Genomic DNA, 14660 nt, shown 5'->3' on the forward strand with positions numbered 1-14660 from the left:
GGGCGGTCGAGAGTCTCGGCGGACAGGGTGCACCTCCGTGCGCACGGGAATCAGGTCGGCCCGACAAATCGGTCTACCCGACCATCGGCGCGGCACGGAGGGGGCGCGCGCGAGGGGTGGGTCCACACGGGTGAAAACCACCCGGGCCGGCGCGGCCCGGCGGCTGCCCCGGGACCGCCCGGGGCCACCGCCGGACGCCCCTCAGGGCGCCAGGGCCTTCAGCCGCGCCACCGCCTCCTCCAGGACGTGGCGCTGCTTGCAGAACGCGAAGCGCACGAAGGGCGCGCCGGCCTCACGGTGGTCGTAGAAGACCGCGTTGGGGATGGCGACGACACCGGCGCGCTCGGGCAGGGCGCGGCAGAACGCGATGCCGTCGGACGCGCCGAGGGAGCGGATGTCGGCGGTGACGAAGTAGGTGCCGGCCGGCCGGTAGACCGTGAAGCCCGCTCCGGCGAGGCCGTCGCTCAGCAGGTCGCGCTTGGCGAGCAGATCGGCGCGCAGGTCGTCGAAGAACGGGTCGGGCAGGCGCAGCGCCTCCGCGACGGCGTACTGGAACGGCCCCGATCCCACGTACGTCAGGAACTGCTTGGCGGACCGGACGGCGGCGGTCAGCTCCGGGCCGGCGGTGATCCAGCCGACCTTCCAGCCGGTGAAGGAGAAGGTCTTGCCGGCCGAGCCGATGGTGACCGTGCGCTCCCGCATCCCCGGCAGGCTCGCGATCGGCAGGTGCTCGGCGTCGTCGAAGACCAGGTGCTCGTACACCTCGTCGGTGACGACGAGCAGGTCCCGCTCCCGCGCCAGCTCGGCGATCGCGGTCAGTTCGGCGCGGCTGAGGACCGCGCCGGTGGGGTTGTGCGGGGTGTTCAGGAGGATCAGCCGGGTCCGGTCGGTGACCGCCGCCCGCAGCTCGTCCAGGTCGAGGCGGAAGGCACCGTCGTGGGGGCGCAGGGTGACCGGCACGCGGGTGCCGCCCGCCATCGCGATGCAGGCGGCGTACGAGTCGTAGTACGGCTCCAGGGCGATGACCTCGTCGCCCGGCTCCACGAGGGCGAGGAGCGAGGCGGCGATGGCCTCCGTCGCGCCGACCGTGACCAGGACCTCCGTGTCGGGGTCGTAGGTGAGGCCGTAGCGCCGCAGCTGGTGCTCGGCGACGGCCGTGCGCAGTTCGGGGACGCCCGGCCCCGGCGGGTACTGGTTGCCGCGCCCGTCGCGCAGGGCGCGGACCGCCGCCTCCCGGATCTGCTCCGGGCCGTCGGTGTCGGGAAAGCCCTGCCCGAGGTTGATCGCCCCGGTCCGGAGGGCGAGCGCGGACATCTCGGCGAAGATCGTCGTCCCGAACGCGGCGAGCCGGCGGTTGAGCAGCGGTCGTGTCATGACGGCCATCCTGGGCCGAAGCTCTGGAGTTCCTCAAGTGCGCTTTGGGCGTGAGCCCCGAGGGGCATCCCACCCTCACACAGACTTACGGGGGGTGACACGAATGGCAGTACTGATCATCGGATTCGTCGTTCTCGTCGTCGTGATCGGCCTGCTGGCCGGCCGGGGCGGTGGCCGTCGCGGTGGCCGGGGCGGGCGCGGCGGCTGGTCGAGCGGTGGGGGCGGTTCCTCCTCCTGCGGTGGCGGCTGCGGCGGTGGCGGCGGCTGCGGCGGCGGGGGTGGCGGGGGCGACTGACACGGGGCAGTCGACCTCGCGATCACCAGGTGCCCGGCCGGTCCAAACGCCGCCGGGCACCGTCGTGTTGCGGCCCGTTCCCGGGCCCGAGTGAACAAGTGAACTGTGGGGTCCCCGTAGGGGATGGAAACCAATGCAAGTTGGGTAAAAACGCTGCGAGTCGCTCGAAGTCCATGATTCCCTCGCAGTTGTTCAAGACAGCCCTCGGACCGTGTGTGGACCCGAGCGGCGATCCCCCACTCCCGTTGAACCCTTTCTCCGGGGCGCCCCCGGCCCACCCGTCAAACCGTGTTTGCGGAGCCGACCCATGCTCACGACCCTGAAGACCACCTATACCGACACGCGTGCGGCCGACCTGGCCTGGGCGCTGGGGCGCGAGCCGCTGCCCGCGCTCGCCGTTCTCGACCTCGAACTGTCCGGCGCGAGGCTGCAGTTGCGGCTGCTCGGCGCCTCCCATCAGGTGCTTCTGGAGGAAGAGAAGCACAGCTGTTCGGAGACCGTCGCCTGTATGCGCGGCAGCAGTACGCCGCTGCCGCTGGGCGTCTCCAAGCGCGTCGGCGCATGGGAGTACGAATTCGCGGCGCGCGTCGAAACGTTGTCCCACGGCTCGTTCGCGGGGCGCGCGCAGGAGTTGCTCGCGCTCGTCGCCGACCATCCCCACGGCCTCGCGGGGACCTTCCCCGGCTCCCCGCACGCCTTCACGGCGATGCTGGCGCAGCGCCACGAGGGCCAGGTGCGGTGGCGCACCTGGCACGCGTACCCGCAGGAAGGGCAGTTGGTGGTCACCAGGACGCGGATCGGCGTTCGTATGCCCGCAACGCTGTAACGCGCTACCCCAGCGCCTCAGGTGCACTCGTGTGGGTGACAATCAGCGATACGGGTGTGACGTAGCGTTACGAACATGATCGATCCGCCCGTGACCATGCCACCCAAGAGGGTGACGCGGCTGCCCGTGCGGCCGAGCGCGGTGCGGTATCCGGTTCTCGCCGTGGTCTTCGTCTGCGCCGCCTGCGGACTCGTCTACGAGCTGGAACTGGTGGCGCTCGGCTCCTACTTGATGGGGGACTCGGTCACGCAGGCGTCCGTCGTGCTGTCCGTGATGGTCTTCGCGATGGGCGTCGGCTCGCTGCTCGCCAAACGGCTGCGCTGCCGTGCCGCCGTCGGCTTCGGCCTGGTCGAGGGCGGACTGGCGCTGATCGGCGGGTGTTCCGCCCTGGTGCTGCACGCCGCCTTCGCGTGGGTGGGAGAGGCCCGGTACGTCCTGGTCGGGTTCTCGCTCGCCATCGGGGTGCTCATCGGGGCGGAGATCCCGCTCCTGATGTCGCTGATCCAGCGGGCGGAGTCGGCGCGCGCCGCGGGCGCACGGGAGAAGGGGGGCCGCGCCGATCCCGCCGCGCCCGCCGATCCCGCGGGGACGGTCGCCGACCTGTTCGCCGCCGACTACGTCGGCGCGCTGGTCGGCGGTCTGGCCTTCCCGTTCCTGCTGCTGCCCTGGCTCGGGCAGCTCACCGGCGCGCTCGTGACCGGCGCGGTGAACGCGGTGGCGGGCGGCGGCCTGGTGCTCTGGCTGTTCGCCCGCGACCTGACCCCCCGGTCCCGGGCGCTGCTGATCGCCACGAACGTGACGGTGCTCGCCGTCCTCGCCACCGCCACCGTCCTCGTCGACGACTTCGAGAGGGCGGCCCGGCGCGCGGTGTACGGGGACAGCGTGCGGGTCGCCGTCCGGACCGACCTTCAGGAGGTGGTCGTGGCGGGGGAGCGCGGCCGACCGCCGGATCTGTTCGTGGACGGGCGGCTGCGGGTCGCGGGGCAGGACGAGCACCGCTACCACGAGTCGCTGGTGCACCCCGCGATGAACGGGCCCCACGCACGCGTGCTGATCATCGGGGGCGGCGACGGTCTCGCCGCGCGTGAGGTGCTGCGCTACCCCGGGGTCCGCTCGGTCACGGTCGTCGAACCCGACCCCGGGGTCGTACGACTCGCCCGGACCAACCCCGAGCTGGCCGCGCTCAACGGCCACGCGTACCGGGACCCGCGGGTCGAGGTGGCGATCGCGGACGCGTTCCGCTGGCTGCGCGGGGCGCCGGAGGGCCGGCGGTACGACGTGGTGATCTCGGACCTGCCCGATCCGGGGATCACCGCCGGCACCAAGCTGTACTCGGAGGAGTTCTACGGGCTCACGTCCCGGATCCTCGCCGACGGCGGACGTCTCGTCGTCCACGCGGGCTCGGTCTCCGCCAGCCCCCGCACCTTCTGGACGGTGGACTCCACCCTGCGCGCGGCCGGCTTCGCGACCCGGCCCTACGGCGCGCGGGGCCGGGGCGCGAGCCTCGCCGCGGGGCCCGACCGGGCCGAGCGGGCCCACCGCTCGTCCGGTGCCGCGGACCCGGGGACGGAGGCCGGGCGGCCGAACCCGGGGACGGAGCCCGGTCCGAAGGCGGGGACGGAGGCCGGTCCGGGCGCCGGGAAGGCCGGCAGGACGGGGGACTGGGGGTACGTCCTGGCGGTCGCCGGCACCTACCCGCCCGACCTGGCCCTCGCCCCCGACGCGCCCCGGCTGCGGTCCCTGACGGCGGACGCCCTGGCGGCGGGAGCACGCGACGCGGAGCTGAGCCGCGACCCCGAGGGGGCCGGGCCGCCGCCCTCCACACTGGTGCACCCGCGCTACGGCGGTTGAGCGCCGCCCGTAAGCACACCCGGACAAACAGGCGACGCCGACGCCCGGTCTGAGTAGGCTCGGCTTCCATGGAGCATGAGGTGTTCGTTCCGGTACCGGCCGACGTCCTGCGCGAAACGCTCACGGACCCCGCCCGGGTGGCGCGCTGCGTCCCCGGTCTCCAGCAGGACGCCGACGCCGAGGCGGGACCGCTGGCGGGCCGGCTGAGAATCCGTGCCGGTGGCAACACCATCACCTACCGGGGCGCGCTGCGGCTGACCGAGCGGGACGGCGTGGTCGCCGTCGAGGGCGAGGGCAGCGAGGTGCGCGGCAAGGGCACGGTGGAACTGTCCCTGACGATCGCGCTCACCCCGGTGGCGGACGGGACCACGCTCACCTTCGTCGGCACCGTGAAGCAGGCCGGCCGGCTCGCGGACCTCTCCGAGCAGGCGCGTGAGTCGGCGGCGCTGCGGCTGCTCGAGAAGTTCGCCGAGGGCCTGACCGCCGTCGCGGACGGGGACCGCGAGAAGGCCGACGACGGGGACCGCGAGAAGGCCGACGACGGGGACCCCGAGAAGGCCGACGACGGGGCCCCCCAGGCCGCGGCGGCCGCTGAGCTCCGTGCCGCTGACGTGCGTGCCGCCGAGGTGGTGAATGCCGAGGTGGTGGACGGCGAGGGCGACGACGAGGCCGACAGTGACAGCGACGGCGTCGACGACGGCGTCGAGGAGCCCCACCGCCCGTCGGTTTTCGAGACACCCGTCCCGCCCCCCTCCCTCGACCCCTTCGTGGGCGGTGACTTCGACGACGCGCCGGTCGAGTACCCCGCCGAGCCTCCCGCCGCCGAGGCCGCCCACGCCCGGCGGACCATGATCGGGAGGAGCGCCGAGGAGGTCGACCACGCCCCGCCGCGCGGCCGGTACGCGCCCGTGCCGGCGCCCGACTCGACCACCGCGGGCGCCACCCTGCGCTGGATCGCCCCTGCCGCCGCGCTCGCCATCGCCTCCGCGGTCGTCGTCGGCCGGGCGCTGCGCCGCCGTCGCTGATCCCCGTCTACTGTCGGAGGCGTGAGCGAGCTGACACGACTGACGGCGGGCGACGCCGAGTTGACCATCAACCCCGAGAACGGCTGCCGGATCGAGAGCCTGCGCGTCGGGGGAACGGAACTGCTGCGCCAGGGCGAGCGCTACGGGTGTTTCCCGATGGTGCCCTGGTGCGGGCGCACGGCGTACGGGCGCTTCCAGGACGGCGCGGTGAGTCATCAGCTCCCGCTCAACTCGCCGCCGCACGCGATCCACGGCACCGGCCGGGACACGGCGTGGAAGACGGTCCGCGCCGACGAGCGCGAGGCGGCCTTCACGTACGAGCTGGGGGACCCCTGGCCGTACGCCGGACGGGTCACCCAGCTCGTCGAGCTGACCGAGGACGGGCTCACGCTCACCCTCGGCGTGGAGACGTCCCAGGACTCCTTCCCGGCCCAGGCCGGCTGGCACCCCTGGTTCAACCGGAGCCTCGACGGCGGCGCGCCCGTCCGGATCGACTTCACCCCCGGCTGGCAGGAGGAGCGCGGCGCCGACCATCTCCCCACCGGCCGCCGGATCGGCCCCACCCCGGGCCCCTGGGACGACTGCTTCGGCATGCCCGACGGCGTGGACGTCACCCTCACCTGGCCGGAGCGGCTGGAGCTGAAGGTGACCAGCCGCACGGAGTGGGTGGTCGTCTACGACGAGCAGCAGGAGGCCGTCTGCGTGGAGCCGCAGACCGGTCCGCCGAACGGGCTCAACACCCACCCGCGGTACGTGACCCCCATCGAGCCGCTGGAGATCGCCGCCACGTGGGCCTGGCGGCGGCTGTGAGCGCGGTCGGCTCTAAGCTCGTGAGCATGACTGACGTACGCGCTGACCTGCTCCAGCAGATCAAGGACAAGGCCGTGGTGCACGGCAAGGTGACCCTCTCCTCGGGGCTCGAGGCCGACTACTACGTCGATCTGCGCCGGATCACGCTGGACGGCGCCGCCTCCCCGCTGGTCGGTCAGGTCATGCTCGATCTGACCGCCGACCTCGAGTTCGACGCCGTGGGCGGTCTGACCCTCGGTGCCGACCCGGTGGCGACCGCGATGCTGCACGCCTCCGCCGCGCAGGGGAAGCGCCTGGACGCCTTCGTCGTCCGCAAGGCCGCCAAGGCGCACGGAATGCAGCGTCAGGTCGAGGGCCCGGACATCACGGGCCGGCGGGTCCTGATCGTCGAGGACACCTCCACCACCGGTGGCTCCCCGCTGACCGCCGTCGAGGCGGCCCGCGCGGCCGGCGCCGAGGTCGTCGCGGTCGCCACGATCGTGGACCGGGCGACGGGGGCGGGCGAGAAGATCAGCACCACGGCGGGCGTGCCGTACCTGTACGCCTACGCGCTGGACGAGCTCGGTCTCGCCTGACGGACGCGCCTGAGGGTCTCGCCTGGCTCATGCGCCTGACGGACGCGCAGGCCCATGCGCCTGACCGGCCGTATGCGCGACCGCATGACCGACGCGAAGTCGTGACTTAGGTGCGGGGCCACCCCTGTGACGGCTCTGACCTGCGGTTTCGGCAAGGGGCGGAGTGTTTCACGTGAAACGCTTCGCCCCTTCGTCATGGTGTCCGCGCGGGAGTCTGGAAAGATGGGCCCCGACGATGACGTCGCCCCAGGTCAGGGCCAAGCAACGCACACACCCGCACATCACAAGGAGCGGACGAATGCCCATCGCAACCCCCGAGGTCTACAACGAGATGCTCGACCGGGCGAAGGCAGGCAAGTTCGCCTACCCGGCCATCAACGTGACCTCGTCCCAGACCCTCCACGCCGCACTGCGCGGCTTCGCGGAGGCCGAGAGCGACGGCATCATCCAGATTTCGACCGGTGGCGCCGAATTCCTGGGCGGCCAGTACAACAAGGACATGGTCACGGGCGCCGTCGCCCTGGCCGAGTTCGCGCACATCGTCGCCGCCAAGTACGACATCACGGTCGCCCTGCACACCGACCACTGCCCGAAGGACAAGCTGGACGGCTACGTCCGCCCGCTGCTCGACATCTCCGCCGAGCGCGTCAAGGCCGGTCGGAACCCGCTGTTCCAGTCGCACATGTGGGACGGCTCCGCCGAGACCCTCGCCGACAACCTGGCCATCGGCCAGGAGCTGCTGGCGAAGGCCGTCGCCGCCAAGATCATCCTCGAGGTCGAGATCACCCCGACCGGTGGCGAGGAGGACGGCGTCACCCACGAGATCAACGACGAGCTCTACACGACCGTCGACGACGCGATCCGTACCGCCGAGGCCCTGGGCCTGGGCGAGAAGGGCCGCTACCTGCTGGCCGCCTCCTTCGGCAACGTGCACGGCGTCTACAAGCCGGGCAACGTCGTGCTCCGCCCCGAGCTGCTCAAGGACCTCCAGGCCGGTGTCGCGGAGAAGTTCGGCAAGGCGTCCCCGTTCGACTTCGTCTTCCACGGCGGCTCCGGCTCCACGGCCGAGGAGATCGCCACCGCGCTGGAGAACGGCGTCGTGAAGATGAACCTGGACACCGACACCCAGTACGCCTTCACGCGTCCGGTGGCGGACCACATGTTCAAGAACTACGACGGCGTCCTGAAGGTCGACGGCGAGGTCGGCAAGAAGTCGACCTACGACCCTCGCACCTGGGGCAAGCTGGCCGAGGCGGGCATGGCCACGCGCGTGGCCGAGGCGTGCGCCGCGCTGCGCTCGACCGGCACGAAGCTGAAGTAGGCGTTCGTAGGACGAGGGGCCCGGCACCACAGTGGTGCCGGGCCCCCCGCATCTCCGGGAGGCGTGAGTGACGACGTACGACTTCGACCGTGAGATAGACCGGCGGGACACCGCGTCGGTCCAGTGGGACGGCATCGCTGACCGCTTCGGGGTCTCCGACCTGCTGCCCTTCACCATCTCCGACATGGACTTCGCCTCCCCGCCGGAAGTGCTGAGCGCCCTGCGCGAGCGGGTCGAGCACGGGGTGTTCGGCTACACGGACTGGCGGATCGGCGCGTTCCGGGAGGCGATTCGCGACTGGTACGCGACCCGCCACGACACCGCGCTCGACATGTCCGCGCTCGTCTACGCCCCCTCCGTGCTGAACCAGCTCTCGCAGCTGCTCCAGATGTGGACGGAGCCCGGCGACGGGGTGGTCGTGCACACCCCGACGTACGACGGCTTCCGCAAGGCCGTCACCGGGCTGGGGCGCGAGCTGCGCGGCGTACCGCTCGGGGACACGGAGGCCCTGGAGGCGGAACTGGCGCGGCCGGACAGCCGGATGCTGCTGCTCTGCTCGCCGCACAATCCGACCGGCCGGGTCTGGCGGGAGGACGAGCTGACGGAGTTCGCGCGCCTCGCCGAGCGCCATGGCGTCGCGGTCGTCAGCGACGAGATCCACGCGGACCTGGTGGCGGACGGCCATCGCCATCTGCCGTTCAGCCGCTTCGTCGAGACGGGGCGCGGCCGGTGGGCCCTGATCACCTCGGGCACCAAGTCCTTCAACTTCCCGGCCCTCACCGGCTCGTACGGGATCATCGGCGACCCCGAGGAGCGCGCGGAGTTCGTCCGCCGCATGGAGACCGGTGAGGGGCTCGCCTCACCGGCCGTGCTCTCTCTGACGGCCCACATCGCCGCGTACCGGTGGGGCGGGCCCTGGCTGGACGAGCTGCGGGCCTATGTGGCGGGCACGATGCGGCTGATCGAGCAGCGGCTCGCGGAGGGGCTGCCGGGGGTGACCTGGACGCCTCCGCAGGCGGGCTATCTGGCCTGGATCGATCTGCGGCCGCTCGGCATCGACGAGGGCGCGCTGCAGCGGGAACTGGTGGAGACCGAGAAGGTCGCGATCATGCCGGGCGGGGTCTACGGGGCGCCCGGTTTCGTCCGGCTGAACGTCGGCTGCCCCCGGAAGAAGGCCGAGCGGGGCGTGGACGCGCTGGTACGGGCGGCGAGCAGACTGCGGACGGCCTGAGGGCGGCGCGGGGATACCGGGAGGCGCGCTGTCGGTGGCGTGATCTAGTCTGCGCTCACCGTGCCTCCGTTCGTGAGAGGCCGGAGACTCAATTGGGGGGTCTCTTTCATCGTGCGCAAGCGCACTCTCTCGGCCGCGACATCGCTCGCGGTCCTCTTCAGCTCCGCGGCGCTCGTCGCGGGTTCGGCCGGCCAGGCGGCCGCCGACAGCAGCATCGTTCTGCCCGTGACGTCCGTGGGCGACATGGTGGTGGACGGCGTTCACCAGAGGGTCTTCATCAGCGACCCGTACCTCGGGAAGGTCGTCGCGACCGACTACGTCGGCAATGTCCTGGCCACGGCCACCGGCCTGCCGGGCGTCACCGGCCTGGCGCTCTCCGCGGACGCGGGGAGCCTGTACGCCGCGGTTCCCGGCGCCGACGCCGTCGTCTCCCTGGAGACGCAGACGGTCACCGAGACCGCCCGGTACGCGACGGGTGAGGGCACCGACCCGCAGCACATCGCCCTCGCGGGCGGCAAGATCTGGTTCGGCTACGGCAACGGCGACCACGGCGACATCGGCTCGATCGACGCGTCCGGCGCCGAGCCCGTCGTGACCCTGGCGCAGGACGCCGAGACGAACTACTCGGGCGCCCCGAGGCTCGCCGCCTCGCCGACGAACCCGAACAGCATCGCCGCCGCGTCGTCCTACCACCACCGCTTCACGGTGGGCGTGTACGACGTGACCGCCGGCACGGCGAGCCGTACCGCGCGGACCGCCGACAGCGTGAGCAATCGCAGCATGATCAACGATCTCGCGTACACCCCGGACGGCAGCCGTCTCATCACGGCCGGCGCCGGAAACCAGCACTTCGTGTGGCAGACCACGGACCTCGCCGAGGCCGGCGGCTACGCCAGCGACTACCACGGCGCCGCCGTGGCCGTCGCACCCGACGGCACGGTCGCCGCGGGCTCCGACTCGGTGTACGGCAAGGACGTCTTCGTCTACCGGCCCGGCGAGACGGCCTCCGTCCGGCAGTACGACTTCCCCGGCACGGGCACCTCCAGCGGCGGGGACAACCTCGCCGACGGCGGCCTGGCCTGGGAGCCGGGCGGCAGCCGTCTCTTCGCGGTCACCACCGCCCATGGGGCGAGCGCCCGCCTGCACGTCCTGGAGACGCCGACCCTGTCGGCACCGGTCGTCACCGTCAAGGTTCCGGCCACCGCGCCCGTGCTCAAGCCGCTCACCGTCTCCGGTACGGTCACGGCGTCCCTGCCCCTCCCGGCCGGTACGCCGCTCACCGTCACGCGGTACGACGTCGAGGCCCCGCAGGGCAAGGCGCTCGGGACCAAGGCGCTCGGGGCGAACGGAACCTTCTCGTTCACGGACACGCCCACCGCGGGCGGCGCCGTGGCCTACAAGGTCGAGTACGCCGGCGATGCCACGCACGACGCCGCCGGCGCGAAGGCCCAGGTCGAGGTCCTGCGCAACAAGCCCGCGCTGACGCTGGACCGCCACGGGCTCAACGTCAACTTCAACACCCCCGTCTGGTTCACGGCCACGCTCGGCCCGACGTACAAGAACCGCGAGGTGGAGATCTGGGCCGACCCGTACGGCCCCGAGCCCAAGCGGCTGCTCAGGCGCGGCCCGGTCAACTCCGAGGGCAAGTTCGCGGCGCAGCTCAAGATGACCCGCGACACGTGGGTGTCCGTGAACTTCGCGGGTGACACCCGTACCGCCCCGGCCGAGGCCCGTTCGGCCGTCTACACGCGGGCGGGGCTGACGACCACGCTGTCGCGCCACTACAAGTGGACGAAGATCGGCACCACCTGGCACCGGACCTACCACCAGACGGCCGACCCGCTGATCCACGCGTGGCACAACTCCTACCCGAACCGCAGGACCCGGCTGGACCTCCAGATCTGGTACGGGGGTGCGTGGCAGCACGTCGCCACGGACTACTTCCAGCTGAACGCCAGCGGCATGGCGTATGTGTCGGTGGACGGCGACGGGGCGGCCGGTTACCGCTTCCGGGTCCGTTCGGCGTACATCGACGGCCTGTCCGGCGACAGCGCGAACACCACGGTCTACGGCGGCTGGAGTTACTTCAACTTCACCCGCTGAGGCGCTCCGGAACCCACCTGACGAGCCCCGTCCGCCATCCGGCGGGCGGGGCTCCGTGGTTCGCGGGACCATGCACGCATGGACATCAGGCTCGCCTCCGGCACGGGACGGTGGATCGTGCTCACCACCGTCCTCGGGTCCGGGATGGCGCTGCTCGACTCCACCGTCGTCAACGTCGCCCTGCCCCACATCGGCGCGGACCTCGGCGCCGACATGGCCGCGCTCCAGTGGACCGTCAACGCCTACATGCTCACGCTCGCCGGTCTGATCCTGCTCGGCGGGGCGCTGGGCGACCGCTACGGGCGGCGGCGGGTCTTCGTGGTCGGGGTGGTCTGGTTCGCCCTTGCCTCCCTGCTGTGCGGGTTCGCGCCGAACGCCGGTGTGCTGATCGCCGCCAGGGCCCTCCAGGGCATCGGCGGCGCGCTGCTCACCCCCGGCTCGCTCGCCCTGATCCAGGCGAGCTTCCATCCGGACGACCGGGCGAAGGCCGTCGGGCTCTGGTCCGGGTTCGGCGGGGTCGGCGCGGCGATCGGGCCGTTCGTCGGCGGGTGGCTCGTCGACGGGCCCGGCTGGCGGTGGGTGTTCCTGCTGAACGTGCCCCTGGCCGCGCTCTGCGTGCTCGTGGCGCTGCGCCATGTGCCCGAGTCGAGGGACGAGTCCGCGCACGGCCGGTTCGACGTCCTCGGGGCCGTCCTCGGCGCGGCGGCGCTCGCCTTCGTCACCTACGCGCTGATCGCCGAGGTCTGGTGGGCGGCGGCGCTCGGGCTCGCGTTCGGGGCGGCGTTCGTCCTCGTGGAGCGGCGGCGGGCCGAGACCGCGATGGTGCCGCCGTCGGTCTTCGCGTCCCGGCTGTTCACCTCGGTCAACCTGGTCACGCTGTGCGTGTACGCGGCGCTCGGCGGCTTCTTCTTCCTGGCCGCCCTCCAGCTCCAGGTGGTGTCCGGCTACTCGGCGCTCGCGGCGGGGACGGCGCTGCTGCCGACGACCGTGCTGATGCTGCTCCTCTCGGCGAAGGCGGGGGAGCTGGGCGAGAAGATCGGGCCGCGCATTCCGCTGACCGCGGGGCCGCTGGTGTGTGCCGTCGGGATGGTCCTGATGCTGCGGGTGGGGGAGGACGCCTCGTACGTACGGGACGTGCTGCCGGCGATGCTCGTGCTCGGCATCGGTCTGACCGTCCTGGTGGCCCCGCTGACCGCGACCGTCCTCGCCTCGGTGGAGGTGGCGCGCGCCGGTCTGGCGAGCGGGATCAACAACGCGGCCGCCCGCGCGGCGGGGCTGCTCGCGGTCGCGGCGCTGCCGGCGCTGGCGGGGATGGGCCCCGAGGCGTACCGCTCGGCGGAGGAGTTCGGGGAGACGTTCCGGCGGGCGATGCCGATGTGCGCCGGTCTGATGGTGGCGGGCGCGGTCCTGGCCTGGGCGATGGTGCGGACGCCCGCCGGGGAGGCGGACTGCCACCCCGAGTGCAAGGTCCACTGCGGGGTGACGTCCCCTCCGCTGGACCCGGGGGAGCGTTCGGCCCAGGGGGAGGGAAGGGACGGGCTCTGAGGCAGACTGGCCCCATGGCCATCCACGAGAACCTCCTGGGGGGACCGCCCCCCACCCACCTGCCCGACGACCCGGAGCCGCGCGAGCTGCTGGCGAACGGCACGGCGCCGGCGGACGTCGCCGCGAAGTACCCGACCTCCTCGCTGGCGTGGGCGCAGCTCGCCGACGAGGCGTACGAGGGCGGTCGCGTCATCGAGTCGTACGCGTACGCCCGCACCGGCTACCACCGGGGCCTGGACGCGCTGCGCCGCAGCGGCTGGAAGGGCCACGGCCCGGTGCCGTGGGAGCACGAGCCGAACCGCGGCTTCCTGCGGGCGCTGCACGCGCTGGCGCGGGCCGCCGGCGAGATCGGTGAGAAGGACGAGTACGAGCGCTGCTCGACGTTCCTGCGCGACTCCTCCGAGACGGCGGCCGCGACGCTCGGCTGACCCGCGCACCTGGCCGGCACACCCGCTCGGCCGACGCGCGTACCCGGCTACCCGGCCGACGCCCGTGCCCGGCTACCCGGCCGACGCGCGTACCCGGCTGCGTGCAACCTCCTGAGGACGCGCGTTCTCCGGTACGCGGTTCCCCCTGCCCCCAGGGGCGGGGGGAAAACCGGTCATAGTCCTGAAGGCGTTCGAAGGCCGTTCGAGAGGCGGTTACGATCCTTCGGACCGTAGTACCGAGCCGCCGGCACAGAGGCTCCGCCCTCTTCCCTCACTCCGGCCGACGCAGGGGAGAAGTCTGTCTTGGGCAAGCGTGCCGCCGCACCCGCTGGCCGCGGGCGCACACAGAGCCGTCGCCGTGGCCGGGGGCGCTCCAAACGCCGTCCCGGGGGTCCCATAAGACGGTTCCTCCTGCCCACACTCGCGCTGACCGCGCTCTCCCTGGGCGCCGGCGTCGCACTCGCGCACTACAACAGCGGCGAGGCGGTCCCGGGCCCCGCCGACACCGCGGCCGCCGCCGGGCGGACGACCACACCGCCGCCTCCGCCGGCCACGACGCCGGCGCCGAAGCCGAAGCAGACCACGCTCAAGCCGAAGCCGTCGCTCACGCCCAGGAAGACGACCGTCCCGGCCTCCGGCGCGGGTACCTTCACCACGGCCCAGGCATCGGGTGACGTCGTCGGCAGCGGGGGGACCCTGCGCCGGTACCGCGTCCAGGTCGAGGACGGCGTCGACCTCTCCGCCCGCCAGGTCGCCTCCGAGATCGAACAGATCCTGAACCATCCGCGCGGCTGGGCCGCCCACGGCCGCGGCCGCTTCCAGCTCGTCTCCGAGAACGCCGACTTCGTCATCCGGATCGCCACCCCGACGACCGCGGACAAGCTCTGCCTCGCACAGGGGCTCAACACCCGCGGCGAGCTGAACTGTGAGACCGCCCAGGGCGTCGTGGTGAACCTCAAGCGGTGGATGCTCGGCTCCCCGACCTTCGCCGGCACGCCGGCCGAGTACCGGCATCTGATCATCAACCACGAGGTCGGGCACGAGATCGGCATCCGGATGCACATGACCTGTCCCGGCCCGGGCAAGCCCGCGCCGGTGATGATGCAGCAGATCAAGGGCCTCAAGGGCTGTCGTTCGAACGCATTTCCGTATGACGAAGACGGTAGCTACATCGAGGGTCCGATCGTGCCATGATGCGCATGGGACCGCGCGCGACGAAGCGTGCGGACCCGAGGGGACCGGGGCTCCACTTGCCGAACGGAAGGAGCGGACCGCT

At 72.4% G+C, this 14660-nt stretch carries 13 protein-coding genes; 12 read left to right on the forward strand and 1 reads right to left on the reverse strand.

Features of this window, described 5'->3' with window-relative positions; translation table 11 throughout:
* Positions 1-201 precede the first annotated feature (201 nt).
* Complete coding sequence (locus ACZ4VW_RS12985; RefSeq protein WP_467961483.1) at positions 202-1383, reverse strand: pyridoxal phosphate-dependent aminotransferase; 1182 nt, start codon at positions 1381-1383, stop codon at positions 202-204.
* Between the two features lie 94 nt (positions 1384-1477).
* On the opposite strand from ACZ4VW_RS12985, the gene ACZ4VW_RS12990 reads away from it, so the two are divergent.
* The 12 genes from ACZ4VW_RS12990 (at position 1478) to ACZ4VW_RS13045 (ending at position 14578) form a co-directional block, all read left to right on the forward strand.
* Complete coding sequence (locus ACZ4VW_RS12990) at positions 1478-1669, forward strand: hypothetical protein (protein WP_467961485.1); 192 nt, start codon at positions 1478-1480, stop codon at positions 1667-1669.
* 307 nt (positions 1670-1976) lie between these two features.
* Positions 1977-2495, forward strand: coding sequence for a DUF2617 family protein (locus ACZ4VW_RS12995; RefSeq protein WP_467961487.1), 519 nt, complete (start codon positions 1977-1979; stop codon positions 2493-2495).
* Positions 2496-2570: 75 nt separating this feature from the next.
* Positions 2571-4346: a polyamine aminopropyltransferase gene (locus ACZ4VW_RS13000; RefSeq protein ID WP_467961489.1), complete on the forward strand. Its 1776-nt coding sequence runs from the start codon at positions 2571-2573 to the stop codon at positions 4344-4346.
* Positions 4347-4414: 68 nt separating this feature from the next.
* Positions 4415-5371 carry an SRPBCC domain-containing protein gene (locus ACZ4VW_RS13005; protein WP_467961491.1) on the forward strand — a complete coding sequence of 319 codons (957 nt, stop codon included), beginning with the start codon at positions 4415-4417 and terminating at the stop codon, positions 5369-5371.
* A gap of 21 nt (positions 5372-5392) precedes the next feature.
* A complete protein-coding gene (locus ACZ4VW_RS13010; protein ID WP_467961493.1) occupies positions 5393-6181 on the forward strand; it encodes an aldose epimerase family protein in 789 nt (262 codons plus the stop codon).
* Between the two features lie 26 nt (positions 6182-6207).
* Entirely contained in the window at positions 6208-6756 is a 549-nt protein-coding gene (gene pyrE / locus ACZ4VW_RS13015) for an orotate phosphoribosyltransferase (protein WP_467961495.1), read from the forward strand.
* 298 nt (positions 6757-7054) lie between these two features.
* Positions 7055-8077 (forward strand): class II fructose-bisphosphate aldolase, encoded by a 1023-nt coding sequence (gene fbaA, locus ACZ4VW_RS13020; RefSeq protein WP_467961497.1) that lies wholly within the window; start codon positions 7055-7057, stop codon positions 8075-8077.
* Between the two features lie 67 nt (positions 8078-8144).
* Positions 8145-9308 (forward strand): MalY/PatB family protein, encoded by a 1164-nt coding sequence (locus tag ACZ4VW_RS13025; RefSeq protein ID WP_467961499.1) that lies wholly within the window; start codon positions 8145-8147, stop codon positions 9306-9308.
* A 111-nt stretch (positions 9309-9419) separates the two neighbouring features.
* Entirely contained in the window at positions 9420-11411 is a 1992-nt protein-coding gene (locus ACZ4VW_RS13030) for a YncE family protein (protein ID WP_467961501.1), read from the forward strand.
* Between the two features lie 78 nt (positions 11412-11489).
* Positions 11490-12956: an MFS transporter gene (locus ACZ4VW_RS13035; protein WP_467961503.1), complete on the forward strand. Its 1467-nt coding sequence runs from the start codon at positions 11490-11492 to the stop codon at positions 12954-12956.
* A gap of 14 nt (positions 12957-12970) precedes the next feature.
* Positions 12971-13384, forward strand: a complete 414-nt coding sequence (locus tag ACZ4VW_RS13040) for a DUF3151 domain-containing protein (RefSeq protein ID WP_467961505.1) — start codon at positions 12971-12973, stop codon at positions 13382-13384.
* 303 nt (positions 13385-13687) lie between these two features.
* Positions 13688-14578: a DUF3152 domain-containing protein gene (locus tag ACZ4VW_RS13045; protein WP_467961507.1), complete on the forward strand. Its 891-nt coding sequence runs from the start codon at positions 13688-13690 to the stop codon at positions 14576-14578.
* Positions 14579-14660 lie beyond the last annotated feature (82 nt).

It is taken from the genome of Streptomyces sp. NPDC029139 (assembly GCF_055564335.1).

Excerpts from the sequence above, each read along its gene's own strand:
- ACZ4VW_RS13005 (WP_467961491.1), top strand. The coding sequence starts at position 4,415 with ATGGAGCATGAGGTGTTCGTTCCGGTACCGGCCGACGTCCTGCGCGAA.
- ACZ4VW_RS13040 (WP_467961505.1), top strand. The coding sequence starts at position 12,971 with ATGGCCATCCACGAGAACCTCCTGGGGGGACCGCCCCCCACCCACCTG.
- ACZ4VW_RS12995 (WP_467961487.1), top strand. The coding sequence starts at position 1,977 with ATGCTCACGACCCTGAAGACCACCTATACCGACACGCGTGCGGCCGAC.
- ACZ4VW_RS13035 (WP_467961503.1), top strand. The coding sequence starts at position 11,490 with ATGGACATCAGGCTCGCCTCCGGCACGGGACGGTGGATCGTGCTCACC.
- pyrE (WP_467961495.1), top strand. The coding sequence starts at position 6,208 with ATGACTGACGTACGCGCTGACCTGCTCCAGCAGATCAAGGACAAGGCC.
- ACZ4VW_RS12990 (WP_467961485.1), top strand. The coding sequence starts at position 1,478 with ATGGCAGTACTGATCATCGGATTCGTCGTTCTCGTCGTCGTGATCGGC.
- ACZ4VW_RS12985 (WP_467961483.1), bottom strand. The coding sequence starts at position 1,383 with ATGGCCGTCATGACACGACCGCTGCTCAACCGCCGGCTCGCCGCGTTC.
- fbaA (WP_467961497.1), top strand. The coding sequence starts at position 7,055 with ATGCCCATCGCAACCCCCGAGGTCTACAACGAGATGCTCGACCGGGCG.
- ACZ4VW_RS13000 (WP_467961489.1), top strand. The coding sequence starts at position 2,571 with ATGATCGATCCGCCCGTGACCATGCCACCCAAGAGGGTGACGCGGCTG.